The organism is Saccharibacillus sp. CPCC 101409, from assembly GCF_030518235.1.
Lineage (GTDB): Bacteria > Bacillota > Bacilli > Paenibacillales > Paenibacillaceae > Saccharibacillus.
The window spans coordinates 909,614-924,375 of the sequence record NZ_JAULSA010000001.1 but is presented as its reverse complement, the minus strand read 5'-3'; the positions used below and the strand labels follow the sequence as shown (position 1 = coordinate 924,375).

Genomic DNA, 14,762 nt, shown 5'->3' with positions numbered 1-14,762 from the left:
TTAAAAAAGCCGCTTCTATAACAAGCGGCTTTTTGATGTCTTTTTCTATTCAAATGAAACCCGCTTCCTCCGCGCTTTTCCAGCGGGGCTGTCCTTCCGCCCAGAAGCGCGTCAGGTTGCGGTCGATCAGGCCGGCTTCGGCCGCGGCGCGCAGCTCCGACTCGGTATATACGCCTCGCGGCATCCCGTCTTCGGCGGCGATCCAGCGCGTTCCGCTTTCGGCCGCGAATAGTTCCCAGGGTTCGGCATACGACGAATCGTATGGAAATTCCGTGCACGCTTCCGCGCCGGGCTCATCAAGCGAGGACACGTACAGCCGCAGGTCGGACAGCATCCGCGCCAGGCCCCGACTTTCCGAACCTTTGTATACCAGCTGCCCGTTCAGCCGCACTCCGTCTCCCGCTTCGGCCGGCTTATCCAACCGGCCCAGGCGTCCGTAAGAAATAAACGCGGACGGCAGCCCTTCTTTCAAATCGTTCGTGCCGCGGATATATACGCCCGCTTCGGTCAGCACGACGCCGCGGTCGCCGCTGCGGCGCACCGCGCGCGCCTGATCCCGAAAAGCCAGCACCCGCTCCCGCTCCGGAATCCCGAAGGCCCGGCGCTGCAGCGGGACCCCGCCCGGATCGCCGTCCGGCTCCGCGCGCAGCCAGTGCTCCGGCTTGAACAAACCCGCCCGGTAGGCCAGATGCAGGATGAACGCTTCGTCGGCTCCGGGCCGCGGCTCGTTTTCCAGCATAAAGCGCTCGCGGGTCGAGACCGGACCACTCTGCGGCGCTCCGCCGCCGATTGCGAACCGGATCTCGCACAGCAGATCGAGCATTTCGCCCCGCGTCGGGCGAAGTCCCGTGCACGGGAGCAGCTCTCCCCCGATCCGGATATCCCCGCTCAAGTAGCCTTCCGCGGGCAGCGGCGCTTCCCGGAATTCTTCCCAGGAGAAAAAGCGCCTTTTGATATTGGTGTTCCAGTAAAGGCCGGAATCCGTAAAAGCCGCGCCGACGCGATATTTGCCCAATACCGTCGCGTCGAAAAATACGAATGCCGCATCTCCGCCGTCAATCTTCAGATTACCGCGGACTTTGTCCGCTTTGCGCCGGTCGAGCGACTCCTCGCGCTGCGCGGCGGGATGCCGGGCGGCGATTGCGCGCGCTATCTCCCCCGCTTCTCCGGCGGGATCGGCGGGCCCGTTATCGATCGGCAGGTCTTCAGTCGGCATATTATCCAACCCTCTTTTCCGTTCGGGCGCTTTTTTTGGCGCCGCCTATTCCGGTCATGCGCTGAACGAACCAGACCAGCATTTTGGGAATATATACAATCAGCACGATCGGCACCGCAATGCCCCAGTAAAGAATCCGCCGCAGCATCGGTTTGATCGATCCGGCCCATACGCCGAGCTTCTTCAGTTGGCCGATCCAGGCCGGAATGTCCGTATTGTCCGGCCAGCGGCGCTGCAGCCTGCGAAAATGCCGCAGCGCGCGGTCCGGCTGTTTGTCTTCCGACAGGGCTTTGCCGTAAGCAAGCTGAATATCCACATCGTCCGGCGCCCGTTTCAAGTAGCGGCTCATCTGCCACAGCGGCCTGCGGCCCGCCCGGAGAATCAGCAGAATCCGGCGGCGGCGCACTTCGAGGCGATCGAAATATTCGCTTGTTCCGTAGCTGGCCCGTTCCAGCCAGTACTTTTGCAGCAGCGCGGGATTGCGCGCGCCTTCTTCGATCCGTTCGCGGATCTGCCGCGCGTCGACGTTGTCCGGATTCAGCGACAGCGCATAATCCACTTCTTCGCGCGCGGCTTTGAGCTCGCCCTTTTTGAGCAGGAAATGCGCATGGAGCGCCCGCACATAGTGGCCCTGCGGCTCGCAGGCAATCGCCTCGCGGATCGCCGCCTCGGATTCCTCGGGCCGCAGCATCAGGTCCAGCACGGCCGCTTTTTGCGCGTAGCCCGCCGCCCGTTCGGGTTCAAGTCCGATCGCGGTTTCGGCTTCGGCCAGCACGCGCTCTCCCAGCCGCGCATACTCGGGCTTGAACGTATAGCGAAAAAAGCGCGATTGCAGCGGATACGGGTCTTCCAGCAGCACTTCGTACAGCACCTGGGACAACCGCAGATGGTAATAATAAGATTCCGGTTCCAGCTCCAGCGCGCGTTCGAAATAACCGGCCGCCTCCGTCCAGCCCTGCCGGTCCGCGCAAATATCCGCGGCCAGCCCGTAGAGCCGTCCGGCATCCGGGCGTTCTCCGATCAGCGTCCGCGTTAGTTCGAGCGCTTCGTCGCGCCGGTGCAGCATCCACAGGCACTGGGCCGCCGTGAAGCGCGCGTCGTGATCTTCCGGCGCCGCATGCAGGATTTCCGCGACCATCTCCAGCGCTTCTTCATAACGCCCGCTTTCCCGCAGCGTGTAGAGGCGGTCCCGCATCTGCCGCAGCGGATCTTCCGAATTCCATTCGCTGTTTTCGCTTATATTCATCCTTGCTCCTTTCCTGCTCCCGTTTTTTACGAACGCGTTATGCGCTCCACATAGTCCTGGTTATCCTGTTTGATCCGAAAATGATGCTCGTAGCGCAGATTGAATACGCAGGAGTACAGCACATTCAAGACATAATCAATCGCGATCTGCGAAGAAAAAGTAGCGATCTTGCCGGCGGGTTCTTCGTCCAGCGGCAGCGGCAGAACGATCCCGCACCGCTGCGCCAGTTCGCCGCGGGCATCGGCCGTCACCGCGATCAGCCGCACGCCGCGCTCCCGCATCGTTTCCGCATAGCGCAGATATTCGGGCTGCCGGGCGTGGTAGGTGATAAACAGTGCGCAGTCGCCTTCGGCGGCGTTGCTGGCGTGATATCCCTGTTCCTGCAAAAAGTTCGAAATCTGCACCGGCCGGCCGATCTTGAGCAGCTTGCCCTGGAAGCTCATCGCGCGAATCATCGAATCGCCGACGGCGAACAAATAGACCTGGCGCGCTTCGCCGATCGCGGACGCGGCGGCATCCAGCGCGGCACCGTCGAGCAGCGAATACGCATCGCGCACCGTCGAGCGGGTCAATCCGGCGATCCGCTCCGCGATCGCGCGCGCTTCTTCGCGGCCGTCGAACGGAATATTGGCATCGACCTTCTCTACTCCGGCCGCGCGTTCGAGTTCCGAAGACAGCACGATCTTGAATTCGCGAAAGCCGCCGACCCCGATCTTGCGGCACAGCCGGACGATCGTCGGATTCGACGAATACGTGTCGGCGGCAAGCTCGCGGATCGTCAAGCCGAGCACGTTCTCGCGGCGCTTCAAGATATAGGCGGCAATCTTCCGTTCGGCGTCCGAAAAACCGTCCGCGCGTTCGAGCTTCTCCAACAGCATGACATCCCTCTTTTCCCGGTGCGATTGAAATCCGCTAACAAAAACCGGTCTTCCCGCGTACCCGGGGTACGCCCCGGGAGCCGGACAACCGCTTTTTCTTGTACTTCAATTATAATGTGGAGCGCTGCGGTCTACAAACGCCGGCGGCGTTCTATAATAAAGAACACCCGGACTGCGGATAAGATTACGGATTCGAACGCCAAAAAACCGGACAGGCCGCGGAAGCGGCCGGTCCGGGATAGTTGGAATTGGACTTCTCGCGCGGGTGCGCGGCAAAGTTATTTCGACGCGATCGTCGACAGCGACGTGTAAACGATCTGGCGGAACGTGCCGGCAAAGTCACTTTCCGGAATGCTCACGCGGAACAGATACGACTTGCCGTCTTCGGCTTTCCAGACCACATAATCGCGGATGCCTTTCTCATCGCTCGTTTGCAGATACAGCAGCGCGCCTGACATCGGGCTTTCAAACAGCTGATCGCCGCTGTAGCTGTTGACCTTGCCGTATTGTTTCAGCTCCGCCGTGCCTTTCTTGCGCAGCGCGTTCAAGTCGTAATTGGACGGCAAAGGCTGGATCTGCGCGCTGTACTTCGGATAACTCGTGAGGTAAAGCTTATTTTTCGCGGAGCTGAACGTATACCCGGAAGCCGCGTAAAGCGAATAGGTGTCGCCTGTTTTCAGCTGGGCTTTGCGCGTGGCGTTTTTGCCTTTGATCGTAAGCTGAAAATATTTCGTCGCCGGACGAACGCTGCCGCTTTTCGCGGCCGCGCCCGCTTTGGCGAAAGCTCCGATATGGCTGTCGGCTGCGGCAGCCGTATTCGGCGAAAGGCCGGGAGAAGCGGCGGCAAGCGGTACGGCAAGCGACAAGGCGGTCGTCAAAGCGATCATTTTACGGTTCAATTTCATAAGAAAACACTCCTCTAAGATGATGGATTGAAACGGAATGAACAGTTTGTTTTCCGCTCCTTATATTTCATTAGACGAGGGTGTTTCCTCAGGTATTACACTTTCGGCAAAATTCGATAAAAGAAAGAAGGGTTCGGCATGAAGATCGGAATAGCGGGCAGCGGCGGAATCGTCCGCGTCGCCCTGGAAGCTTTGCGGCAGGCGGAAGGCGCGGAGGCCGCCGCCATCTGCGTGCGCGAGCCCAAGCTTGCGCTGGGCCGCGAACTGGCGGAGCGCTTCGGAATCGGCAGCGTATATACGGATTACGATAAAATGCTGGCCGATCCGGCGCTCGATTTTATTTATATCGGGATCGTCAACAGCCTGCACTACGATTACGCGCGCCGCGCGCTGGAAGCGGGCAAACACGTCATCGCGGAAAAACCGTTCACCTCGACGGCGGAAGAAGCGCGGGAACTGCTGGCGCTGGCGGAACGCAGGCGCCTGTATCTGCTGGAAGCCGTAACCACGCTGTATTCGCCGGACTATCTGCGCGCACGGGAGCTGCTGGGCAGCATCGGCCCGGTCCGGCTGGTGCAGGCGAATTTCTCCAAGCGTTCGAGCCGTTACGGCGATTATCTGGACGGCCGGGTGCTGCCCGCGTTCGATCCTGCTTTCTCCGGCGGGGCGCTGTACGACCTGAACATCTATAATCTGCACCTGGTTGCCGGATTGTTCGGCGCGCCGCGGGAGATCCGCTACCTGGCCAACATCGGCCCGAACGGAATCGATACGTCGGGCGCCGCCGCGCTGGCTTATCCCGGCTTTGTCGCTCTCTGCTGCGCGGCCAAAGATTCCGACGGGGACAACTTTGCGCTGATCCAGGGCGAGAACGGCAGCATCCGCTTAGACGGCCCGCCTAATCTGTGTTCTTCTTTGACGGTAACCGTCGGAGGCGTCGTCGAGCATATCGAATTCGGCGCGCCGGATAACCATATGGTCAACGAGTTCCGCGCGTTCGAAGAAATTTACCGGACCGGACAATGGGAGAAAAGCATGGACACCCTGCGCCATTCGGCGCTGGTCATGGAGCTGGCGGCCCGGGCGCGCCGGGACGCGGGAATCGTCTTCCCGGCGGACACGGCGGGAAACGCGGCGCGCACGCGCTGATCGGATGCGGTGAAAAAAGGACGGCGCGCGGCTGCGCCGTCCTTCCCCGGATCGTCGAGAAACGATTGGAGTGAAAAGTTGGAGAACGGGCCGGAGAACGGGCCGGAGAAATAAAGCAAAGGGCAAGAACAATCGAAATAACTGCATATATGCCCTTATTCCGGCTTAATCTTACATTTTCGAGGAAATAACTGCGCTGATACACTTATTTCGAGTTTTTTTGCTTCGATTCGGCCTGTGGCGCCCGAATAATTGCACCCGCGTCGCTATTTGAAGAAACCGAAGCGTTTCGCTCCAAATAAGTGCACATGCGTCGCTATTTTCCGTTTGGAACCCTAGCCGGCTTTCTCGACAACTTGAGGACGGCGCGCCCAATGCGCCGTCCTTTTTCCCGTTTACGATTCCGGTCCCAGCAGTTCCCGGATATCGGCCGCGGTCAGCGACAGGTCGACATCTCCGCTGCCGGATTCGATCACTTCGTCGATCAGCTGCGTTTTCTTGCGCTGGAGTGCGATCATCTTTTCTTCGATCGTGCCGGCGGCGACAAGACGGATTACCTGCACGTCGCGGCGCTGGCCCATCCGGTAAGCCCGGTCTTCCGCCTGCCGCTCGACCGCCGGATTCCACCACAGGTCGTACAGAATCACGGTATCCGCTCCGGTCAGATTAAGACCGGTGCCGCCGGCTTTGAGCGAAATCAGGAACAGATCGCGCTCGCCGTCGTTGAACCGTTCGCACATCTCCGGGCGCTCCCGCGCCGGGGTGCTTCCGTCGAGGTAAAAAAACGGCACGCCGAGAACGCCGAGCTCGCGGCCGATCAGCTGCAGCATCTGCGTAAACTGCGAGAACACCAGCACGCGGCGGCCCGCCCGGCGGCATTCTTCCAGCGTCTCCATCAGCTGCTCGAATTTGGCCGAGCGGCCTTCGTAACCTTCGGCGAACAGCGCCGGGTGGCAGCAGATCTGGCGCAGCCGCGTCAGGCCGGCCAGAAACAGGATGCGGCTCTGGCCGAGTTCTTCGCTTATGTCCAGATGCTTGAGCGTTTCGAAGCGCAGCTTGGCGAGATGCGCGGCGTACAGCTTCTTCTGCTCCGGCAGCAGTTCCGAGACGCGCAGCGATTCGATCTTCTCCGGCAGCTCCCGCAGCACGTCGCTTTTGAGCCGGCGCAGCAGGAACGGCCGCGCGCGCCTCGCCACGGTTTCGCGCGTCAGTTCCGCGAACGCGCGGCGGCCCGGATACAATCCCGGCAGCACCGCTTCGAAGATCGAGCGCAGCTCTTCGAGCGAGTTCTCGATCGGCGTGCCGGTCAGCGCGAAGCGGAAGCCGGCCCGGAGCGCTTTGACGGACTTGGCCGTCTGGGTTTCGGGATTCTTGATCGCCTGGGCTTCGTCCAGAATCAAAGTGTGCAGCTCTATTCGCTCGTACAGCGCCGAGTCGCGGCGCAGCAGCGGGTACGACACGATCCATACGTCGCTCGCCTGCTCCGGGCTTTGCGCGGCGATCAGCGCCGCTTCGCGCTCCCGCCTGCTTCCGTCGATCACGGCGGCGCGTATGCCGGGAGCGAACCGCGCAAGCTCGCTGCGCCAGTTGTACATCAGCGAAGCGGGCGCCACGATCAGCGCCGGCCGGCCGCTTTGCCGAATCTCCGGCAGCGCCGACAGCAGATAGGCGATGCTCTGCACCGTCTTGCCCAGTCCCATATCGTCGGCCAGCACGCCGCCCAGCCGGTAATGCGCCAGCGTCTTGAGCCAGCGGTAGCCGGTCTGCTGGTAATCGCGCAGCACGGACTCAAGCGGCTCCGGCACCGGAAAGTCCAGCAGGTCCGGGCTGCGCAGGCTGTCCAGCAGACGGCGCAGCTCACGCTCCGGCCGGATCAGCCCGCTGCCGCTTTCTTCGCCCCGGCCGTCCAGCAGGTGCAGCCCGGCCGCGGCGGGCAGGCGGAACGAGCCGTCGGCGTCCGGCCCTTCTTCCGGCAGCAGCGGCCGGATGCCGTTCAGGAAATCGAGCAGCGAACGGAACGCCGCCGTGTCCAGCGGCAGCAGCGAACCGCTGCGCAGCCGGTAGTATTTGCGCTTCTCCCGCAGGGCGGCGAGCACCTCGCGGATCTCCGCTTCCGGTATGCCGCCGAGCTCGAACCGGAATTCCAGCCAGTTCGAGCGCTCGTTGAAGCCCGCCGAGATCCGAGGCGGCGGATTGACCGCGATGATCCGCTCTTTGACGGACGTCGTCGCGTAAATCCGGGCCATTTTCTCCAGATGCGGTACAACGCCGTGCAGGAATCCGAACTCCCGCTCTTCGCCTTGCATATAATAGCCGCTTTCCGTCCGGGTGAAGCCGGCGTTCTCCATCAGTTCCAGGATGCGCAGTTCTTTCTCGCCTTCGCGGACGAGAATCCGGCTTTCCCCTCTGCGCGCGCCGCCGCGTTCCAGCGGATTGATGACGATATCGCCGTACTGGAATTCCAGCCCGGCCAGCAGCCGGTCGTTGACCCGATCCAGATACACCCGCGCTTCCAGCGGAATCCGCAGCACGCGCTCCGATACGTCGCTTGCGATAAACACATCGCCCAGCTTCATCAGCCCCGGCGCCACCTGCTCCATAAAAGCATCCATCTGCGCTTTGGGGATCTCCAATTCTTCCGGATCGGGTTCCTCCGCTCCGCGTCCGTTCGCTTCGCCGCCGCGCATGATCCGCTGAAGATCGGCCAGCCGCCGCGCTTCGGCCGGGCGGAGGCTGTACAGGCGTCCCCTATGCAGCGCCAATCCGTAAGCTTCCAGCGCGACGGTGCCGGCCATGCCTCTGGCGCTCATGCGCAGTCCGCCCGAAGCGGAGCGGCGGAATTCGAACCGCAGCGGCAGCGGTTCGTGCGAGACGCCGACGCCGGGCGTCGCCCTGCCGCCGCTGCGGATCGCGGCGATCGGGGCCGCGGCCAGCAGCGGCGCCAGGCTTTCCCAGGCGTGCGGCGGCAGCGGCAGCGAAGGCGGGTCGCCGATCTCGCCCGTGTACAGCGCGCCGGCCGAAGCGCGCTGCATCTTCTCGCTGCGCCGGATCTCGTCCAGCCGCAGCAGCACGGCGTCGTCCTGCGCCGTAAAGCAGTCCCCGGCGGGATCGTAGGCAAAATGCCGCGAGAACGAATAGGATTCCCCGCGCTCGAAGCGGGACAGGAATTCGCGAATATCCGGCACGGCGTAGGTGCGGTCCGGTCCGACGCGCAGCTCGATGCCGAGCAGCCCGCGGCGAGGCCCGTGCGGATACGGCGCGATCAGGAATTCGGCCGTCAGCTCGCGGCGCGATTCGAAAATCGAGCGCGAGCCGCCCAGCGCCCGCGGCTGCTGGCGGAACAGGTCCATCACCCGGCCGACCAGCCGGTCTTCCGGACGGGAAGCCGCGGCGAATCGGCGTCCGCCGCCCGCAGCCGGCCGCGCAGAAGCGCCGGAATCGCCGGCTTCTTCCGCCGGCCCTTCCGTGCCGGAAGCTTCGCTTCCGTCGGCTTCCGATGCTTCGCTCGAAAGGCCCATCCGTTCCGCCGATTCTGTCCGGCGGTCTCTTTCTCCGCCGCCCTGCCTCGGCAGCGGCGGCAGTTCCCGGCCGTAGCCGTCCCTCCGCGCAGGCGCCTCGTCCGCCCGAACTTCGGGCGCCGATTCTCCTCCGGCCGCTTCTTCCGCGGCCGCGCTCGGTCCCGTGCCGTGCAGCGAGCCTTCGCGCCGCAGCGCAAGCAGCTGCAAGAGCGCCGCGGCGGCATGTTTGCACGACTGCTCGAACGCGAAGCCGGCCGAGCAGTCGCACTCGGCCGCCATCGCGTCGTCCGAGCCGCCCAGGCGCAGCTTCACCCGCAGCGTATCGCCGTCGCGCACAAACGCTTCGTAATCGCCGGACTCCGCGCCTTCCGGCCGCCGCAGCTCGACTTTGCCCGCGCGAAACAGCGCCTCCCCTTTCCGGTAGGCGCTTGCTCCGCACAGCATTTTGATCGTCCGTTCATTCCAATGGTTTCCCGCAGATCGTTCTTTCAACGCGCTTCCCCCATCCCTTTCGGTCTGAGTACCAGTGTACCAGATGGCGCGTGTGTTTGCATGGCGTTCGTATTTTCGTTATTTTTCGACCGTGTGCGACTGCTCTAACGTTTCCGCCGGCTGTTCCAGCTCGCGGCCGTTGCTTTCGATTACTTTTTTGTACCAGTCGAAACTTTTCTTCCGCGAACGGTCCAGCGTGCCGCGCCCCAGATCGTCCTGATCGACGTAGACGAAGCCGTAGCGTTTGGACGCCTGAGACGTCGAAGCGCTGATCATGTCGATCGGGCCCCAGGCGGTATAGCCCATCAGCTCCACGCCGTCCTCGATCGCTTCGGCCATCTGCTCGATATGCCGCTTGAGGTAGTCGATGCGGTAATCGTCGTTGACCGAACCGTCGTCTTCGACCGTATCGACCGCGCCCATGCCGTTTTCCACCACGAACAGCGGCTTTTCGTAGCGGTCGTGCAGCACGTTCAGCGCATAGCGCATGCCGGTCGGATCGATCTGCCAGCCCCACTGGTTTTGCAGCAGGTAAGGATTTTTGATCCCGCCGACCAGATTGCCGCTCGCTTTCTCGTGCTCTCCCGCCTGCGCGCTCGCATTGTTGGACATATAGTAGCTGAGCGCGACGAAGTCGGCCGTATTTTCCAGCAGAATTTCTTCGTCGCCCGGCTGGATATCCAGCGTCACGTTTTTCTCTTCCAGCATGCGCTTGGCGTAAGCCGGATAAGCTCCCCGGGTCTGCACATCGCTGAAAAAGAACGAAACCCGCTCTTCTTTCTGGCACTCAAGCACGTCTTCGGGATGGCAGGTGTTCGGGTACAGCAGCAGATAGCTGATCATGCAGCCGATCTTCGAATCCGGGATAATCTCGTGACAGGCTTTGACGGCCAGCGCGCTCGCGACGAACTGATGATGGGCCGCCTGGTATTTCGCCTGTTCCAGATGCGGATGGTTCTCCTCGATAATGCCCGCGCTGGCGTACGGATGATGCTTGAGGCAGTTCATTTCGTTGAAGGTGATCCAGTATTTGATCTTGTCTTTGTAGCGGTTGAACACCGTCTCGGCGTAATGCACGAACAGGTCGATCAGCCCGCGGTTCGTCCAGTCGCCGTGGCTCTTGAGCAAATTCAGCGGCATATCGTAGTGGCAGAGCGAGATCACGGGTTCGATTCCTTTTGCCAGCAGAGCGTCGAATACTTTATCATAAAAAACAAGTCCCTGCTCGTTCGGCTCGCTCTCGTCTCCGTTCGGGAAGATGCGCGACCAGGAAATCGACGTCCGGTACGCTTTGAAGCCCATTTCGGCCATCAGGTCGATATCTTCTTGGTAACGGTGGTAAAAGTCGTTGCCGCGGCGCTTCGGATAATTGCGTGTGCCGGACGGGTCCAGCGCTTCTTCCACCTGCGCGTGCGTCATCATATGCCACTGGTCGAGCCAGTGCTTCTTGTCGAGTTCGGGATCGAACGTGTACACATCGGCGACCGACAGTCCTCTGCCGTCCGCGTCGTGCGCGCCTTCGATCTGCATCGCGGCGGCCGCTCCGCCCCACAGGAAATGTTCGGGAAACTTCGTTTTCTCAGTCATGTTGGACTCCTCCGTTTGCGCTCTTTATCGGTTCGTATTCAGCCTAACCCCTGGAATGCATTCCAGGTCAAGCCCCGCGATCGACATGATTTCGGTTATACAAAAAGGAGGCGCAGCGCGCTTATGAATATCCGCAAAATCGCCGAGCTGGCGGGCGTGTCGGTCAGCACCGTATCGCGCGTGCTCAACCGTCATCCGCACGTCAGCGAATCGGCGCGCAGCCGCGTGCTGCAAATTATCGAAGAAACGGATTACAGCCCGAATCTGAACGCGGTCCAGCTCAAGGTCGGGCGCACGCGGGTGATCGGGATCGTGACGCCCACGCTGAACCACTACTATTTGCAGCTGATCAAAGGCGCGGCCAACCGGGGCAAAGGATACGGTTACCAGGTGCTGATCCACCAGACGGAAGAACAGCCTGAGCAGGAAATGCAGGCGCTGGAACTGCTGCGGCGCAAAAAGGTGGACGCGCTGATGATTCTGCGCCGGGCGACGCCCTGGGCCGATATCGCGGGCTATTTGAAATACGGTCCGATCGTCACGTGCGAGCCGATGCAAAACGGCCACGTTCCCGCCGTGTTCCTCGATCATTACGAAGGATTCCGGCTGGGGCTCGAGCATCTGATCCGGCGCGGCCGCTGCAAGATCGCGTGCGTCGTCGGGCGCGGCGGCAGCCGCAACAGCAAGCGCCGGCTGGACGCGTACCGCGAAGTGCTGGAGAACCGCGGCCTGCCGGCGCGGGAAGAATGGATCTTCCGGGACGTGTATACGGCCGCGGACGGCAGACGCGCCGCGGACCGGCTGCTGGCGCTGCCGGAGCGGCCCGACGCCGTGATGACGGCGAACGATCTGGTTGCCGCCGGCCTGCTGGCCGAGATCCGCGAACGCGGACTGCGCGCGCCGGAGGATCTGGCCGTCGTCGGCTTCGAAAGCGACGAAAGCGGCATCGCCGACATCGTCGGGCTCACGAACGTCACGAATCCGCTCGACGCGGTCGGGCGGAAAATGTTCGATACGCTGTATGCCCGGCTGAAAGAATCGGGGCACGAAGCCGGTAAACCAAGCGGCGGAAAAAGCAAAACTCCCGCCGCCGACAGCGTTAAAGCCGTCGACGGCGGGAGCGCGGAAACCGATGAGAAGTCCGGCGCTTCGCCGGCGCTGCATTTCGAGCTGCGGGTCAGAAGCTCGACGTAACGAAACCGCCGATGCCGCGCCGGCCGGACTCGCAGGCCGGCGTCGGAGCGCTTCACCCGTTCCCGGCGGCGCGGCGGAGCGTGTTTACTTCTCGCCGCCCGCCGCCGCGATCCGCCGGGCAAACGGCAGCGGCCGGTTGACGATAAAGATACCGGCCAGCACCAGCAGGATGCCCGCCAGCGTATTGACGTGCAGCTGTTCGTGCAGGAACACCCAACCGGACAGGACGCCGAAGATCGGCACCAGCAGCAGCATCACGGACGCTTTGCTCGCTTCGGTCCGGGCCAGGATATTCGTCCACAGCAGGAATGCGAGCGCCGAAGCGACGATGCCGGCGAACAGCAGATACAGGATCGAAGCGCCGCTCCAGTGCGGATGATGCGGCTCCAGCAGCGCGGAATACGCTCCCAGGCCCAGCGTGCCGATGCCCATCTGCCAGGCGGTGAACTGCGTTTTGTCGCAGTTCGCCAGCTTGTTCTTGATAATCAGGTTAGACAGCGCCCAGGCGACGGCCGAACTGAGGCCGAGCAGCACGGCCCAGATCGAGCCGCCCGAGCCGCCGATGCCCATCGCCAGGAACAGTCCGCACAGCCCGATCACGATCCCCGATCCCCGGCGCAGCCCGAGGCGCTCGCCGGGAATCCAGAAGTGGGCCATCAGCGACAGGAACAGCGGCATGCTGTAGGTCAGCACGGATGTCAGCCCCGCGCTGATATGGTTGAGCGAAATCTGGATCGCGATGTTGAAATAAGTAGTCTGAAGCAGGCCGCAGAGCACGAACCATTTGATATCGCCGCGGCGCGGCAGCGGCGTGCGCCGCCACAGCAGGATGACCAGCAGCACGGCCGTGCCGACCAGAAAGCGCAGCGACGCGAATTCCACGGGCGCAAAAGCGCCGTTCCCCCATTTCATCACCACAAAGTTAAATCCCCAGATGACGCACAGCAAAAAGCCGAGCACCTGCATGACGTTCTCTCCTCTCGCATACGACGTCGTGTAAGGCGCGTATTCGTAAATTCTTCCTATCATAACAGCCGCAGCGCATTCCGGGTCAAGAGGCGGCGTAAAAAAAGCCGGCTTGGAGGCCGGCTTACTCGAACAACACCTGTCCGTTGGTTCCAATAATCTCTTGATACGCATAGAAGCTGTTTTTCCTGCGCCGTTCCAGAGTGCCGGAGCCGTCGTTGTGCTTATCGACATAGACGAAGCCGTAGCGTTTCTTCATCTCGCCGGTACCGGCGCTGACGATATCGATCGGGCCCCACCACGTATACCCGAGCACTTCGCAGCCGTCTTTGATCGCTTCGGCCAGCTGGATCAGGTGCTTGTTCAGGTAATCGACGCGCTCGGGATCGGCGATAGTGCCGTCTTCGCGGATCTCGTCGGCGGCGCCGTAGCCGTTTTCGACGACGAACAGCGGCTTTTGGTAGCGGTCCGACAATTCGTTACAGACGTAGCGGAAGCCTTTGGGGTCGATCGGCCAGCCCCACGGGGTCTTCTCCAGATACGGATTGTCCGCGCCCAGGATGCCGCCGGTATTGCCGAGAATCTTCATGCCGGCGCGGTGCGTGGAGCTGCGGTAGTAGCTGAAGCCCAGGTAATCGGACGTATGCGCCGCGATCAACTCCAGGTCGCCCGGCTGCATTTCGACGGTGATGCCGTGTTCGTCCCAGATGCGCCGCGCATACGCCGGGTAGCTGCCGCGCAGCATAACGTCGGAATAGAACAGCGAACGGCGGCGCAGCTCGTAGGATTCGAATACGTCGTCGGGGTGGCAGGTATGCGGATAGATCGGGCTGAGCGACAGCATCGCGCCCATCATGCCGCCCGGCACCAGCTCATGGCACCATTTGACGGCCAGCGCGGCGGCGACGAATACGTGATGGCTCGCCTGGTAGATCGTCGGCAGTTTGTGTTCGTCTTCGCCGACCACAATGCCTCCGGCCGCAAGCGGGATCGTATGGAAATGATTGATTTCGTTAAAATGCATCCAGTATTTGACCTTGCCGCCGTAGCGCGACAGGACGGTCTTGGCATAGCGTTCGAAGAAAGCGATCAGCTTGCGGTTCTTCCAGCCTTCGTACTTCACGATCAGGTTCAGCGGAATCTCGAAATGCGACAGCGTAATCACCGGCTCGATGCCGTGCTTGAGCAGTTCGTCGAACAATTCGTCGTAGAAACGCAGTCCTTCTTCGTTCGGTTCTTCTTCGTCGCCGCTTGGGAAAATGCGGCTCCAGGCGATCGAAGTCCGGAAACATTTCATGCCCATTTCCGCGAAATACGCGATGTCTTCTTTGTAGCGGTGATAGAAATCGATCGCGTCGTGGCTGGCGTAGTACTCGCCCGGTTCGATCTCCGGCCGGAAGTTTCCGCCGACGATCCCGCCCTGCATCGCGTCCACGATCGACGGCCCTTTGCCGCCTTCCTTCCATCCGCCTTCCGCCTGGTTGGCGGCGACGGCCCCGCCCCAGAGGAAATTCTCGGGGAAGCGCAGCCCTTCCGTCCGCCGCTGCGAACCGCTGTTTGCGGCATTCGCCTGCATCTGTTTATTTTGTTCCGATTGCGTAGGTTGGGTAT

General features: G+C 61.9%; 10 protein-coding genes. 2 read left to right on the top strand and 8 right to left on the bottom strand.

Translation table 11 applies throughout. The features are described from left to right. Nucleotides 1-49: 49 nt before the first annotated feature. From QWJ34_RS03905 to QWJ34_RS03890, 4 genes are all read right to left on the bottom strand, one after another. The gene (locus QWJ34_RS03905; RefSeq protein ID WP_302725729.1) at nucleotides 50-1,216 is read right to left on the bottom strand and encodes a DUF4339 domain-containing protein; all 1,167 of its coding nucleotides are present in this window, start codon (nucleotides 1,214-1,216) and stop codon (nucleotides 50-52) included. Between the two features lies 1 nt (nucleotide 1,217). Beyond that, the gene (locus QWJ34_RS03900; RefSeq protein ID WP_302725728.1) at nucleotides 1,218-2,462 is read right to left on the bottom strand and encodes a tetratricopeptide repeat protein; all 1,245 of its coding nucleotides are present in this window, start codon (nucleotides 2,460-2,462) and stop codon (nucleotides 1,218-1,220) included. Nucleotides 2,463-2,488: 26 nt separating this feature from the next. After that, on the bottom strand, nucleotides 2,489-3,340 hold the full coding sequence (locus QWJ34_RS03895; protein ID WP_302725727.1) for a MurR/RpiR family transcriptional regulator: 852 nt from the start codon (nucleotides 3,338-3,340) through the stop codon (nucleotides 2,489-2,491). A gap of 278 nt (nucleotides 3,341-3,618) precedes the next feature. Next, on the bottom strand, nucleotides 3,619-4,245 hold the full coding sequence (locus QWJ34_RS03890) for a hypothetical protein (protein ID WP_302725726.1): 627 nt from the start codon (nucleotides 4,243-4,245) through the stop codon (nucleotides 3,619-3,621). 138 nt (nucleotides 4,246-4,383) lie between these two features. Between QWJ34_RS03890 and QWJ34_RS03885 the strand changes: the two genes are divergently transcribed. Continuing rightward, the gene (locus tag QWJ34_RS03885; RefSeq protein WP_302725725.1) at nucleotides 4,384-5,394 is read left to right on the top strand and encodes a Gfo/Idh/MocA family protein; all 1,011 of its coding nucleotides are present in this window, start codon (nucleotides 4,384-4,386) and stop codon (nucleotides 5,392-5,394) included. Nucleotides 5,395-5,789: 395 nt separating this feature from the next. Here the strand turns inward: QWJ34_RS03885 and QWJ34_RS03880 are convergent, their stop codons facing one another. Both QWJ34_RS03880 and QWJ34_RS03875 read right to left on the bottom strand, forming a co-directional pair. Beyond that, nucleotides 5,790-9,404: a DEAD/DEAH box helicase gene (locus QWJ34_RS03880; protein ID WP_302725724.1), complete on the bottom strand. Its 3,615-nt coding sequence runs from the start codon at nucleotides 9,402-9,404 to the stop codon at nucleotides 5,790-5,792. Nucleotides 9,405-9,482: 78 nt separating this feature from the next. Then, nucleotides 9,483-10,991: a glycoside hydrolase family 1 protein gene (locus tag QWJ34_RS03875; RefSeq protein ID WP_302725723.1), complete on the bottom strand. Its 1,509-nt coding sequence runs from the start codon at nucleotides 10,989-10,991 to the stop codon at nucleotides 9,483-9,485. A gap of 123 nt (nucleotides 10,992-11,114) precedes the next feature. Between QWJ34_RS03875 and QWJ34_RS03870 the strand changes: the two genes are divergently transcribed. Beyond that, on the top strand, nucleotides 11,115-12,185 hold the full coding sequence (locus QWJ34_RS03870) for a LacI family DNA-binding transcriptional regulator (RefSeq protein ID WP_302725722.1): 1,071 nt from the start codon (nucleotides 11,115-11,117) through the stop codon (nucleotides 12,183-12,185). Nucleotides 12,186-12,269: 84 nt separating this feature from the next. On the opposite strand, the gene QWJ34_RS03865 is transcribed toward QWJ34_RS03870, so the two are convergent. Further along, nucleotides 12,270-13,214 carry a DMT family transporter gene (locus QWJ34_RS03865; RefSeq protein WP_302725721.1) on the bottom strand — a complete coding sequence of 315 codons (945 nt, stop codon included), beginning with the start codon at nucleotides 13,212-13,214 and terminating at the stop codon, nucleotides 12,270-12,272. Between the two features lie 61 nt (nucleotides 13,215-13,275). Continuing rightward, on the bottom strand, nucleotides 13,276-14,727 hold the full coding sequence (locus QWJ34_RS03860) for a glycoside hydrolase family 1 protein (protein WP_302725844.1): 1,452 nt from the start codon (nucleotides 14,725-14,727) through the stop codon (nucleotides 13,276-13,278). Between the last annotated feature and the right edge of the window lie 35 nt (nucleotides 14,728-14,762).

Coding starts and splice junctions, on each gene's coding strand:
- QWJ34_RS03905 (WP_302725729.1), bottom strand. CDS start 1,216: ATGCCGACTGAAGACCTGCCGATCGATAACGGGCCCGCCGATCCCGCC.
- QWJ34_RS03900 (WP_302725728.1), bottom strand. CDS start 2,462: ATGAATATAAGCGAAAACAGCGAATGGAATTCGGAAGATCCGCTGCGG.
- QWJ34_RS03895 (WP_302725727.1), bottom strand. CDS start 3,340: ATGCTGTTGGAGAAGCTCGAACGCGCGGACGGTTTTTCGGACGCCGAA.
- QWJ34_RS03890 (WP_302725726.1), bottom strand. CDS start 4,245: ATGAAATTGAACCGTAAAATGATCGCTTTGACGACCGCCTTGTCGCTT.
- QWJ34_RS03885 (WP_302725725.1), top strand. CDS start 4,384: ATGAAGATCGGAATAGCGGGCAGCGGCGGAATCGTCCGCGTCGCCCTG.
- QWJ34_RS03875 (WP_302725723.1), bottom strand. CDS start 10,991: ATGACTGAGAAAACGAAGTTTCCCGAACATTTCCTGTGGGGCGGAGCG.
- QWJ34_RS03870 (WP_302725722.1), top strand. CDS start 11,115: ATGAATATCCGCAAAATCGCCGAGCTGGCGGGCGTGTCGGTCAGCACC.
- QWJ34_RS03865 (WP_302725721.1), bottom strand. CDS start 13,214: ATGATAGGAAGAATTTACGAATACGCGCCTTACACGACGTCGTATGCG.
- QWJ34_RS03860 (WP_302725844.1), bottom strand. CDS start 14,727: ATGCAGGCGAATGCCGCAAACAGCGGTTCGCAGCGGCGGACGGAAGGG.